Source organism: Acinetobacter sp. CFCC 10889, from assembly GCF_003268395.1.
In the GTDB taxonomy this organism is placed as follows: domain Bacteria; phylum Pseudomonadota; class Gammaproteobacteria; order Pseudomonadales; family Moraxellaceae; genus Acinetobacter.
The window spans coordinates 1-240 of sequence record NZ_LQXQ01000217.1; the positions used below are offsets into that span (position 1 = coordinate 1).

Here is a 240-nt window from a genome sequence, read left to right on the forward strand (position 1 = left end):
CTGCCTATACGGCAGTGAACTCTCTTTCGTCGCTGACCGCTCAGCATTAACATTTCTAAGCTGCCTATACGGCAGTGAACAAAAGCTCAATGGCTCGGATCAAATGAAGCTTTTTCTAAGCTGCCTATACGGCAGTGAACTATCAAAATCATCAAAAGGGTCAGCCCATTCATTTCTAAGCTGCCTATACGGCAGTGAACTACCACGACTGTTGTTTTGTTTAACAGGGTATTTTCTAAG

1 protein-coding gene is annotated in these 240 nt (G+C 43.8%); it reads left to right on the plus strand.

What is annotated here, in order from left to right; all coding sequences use genetic code 11:
- A partial coding sequence (locus tag AVJ19_RS22145; protein WP_162626704.1) for a hypothetical protein occupies positions 1 to 240 on the plus strand: 240 nt, incomplete at both ends.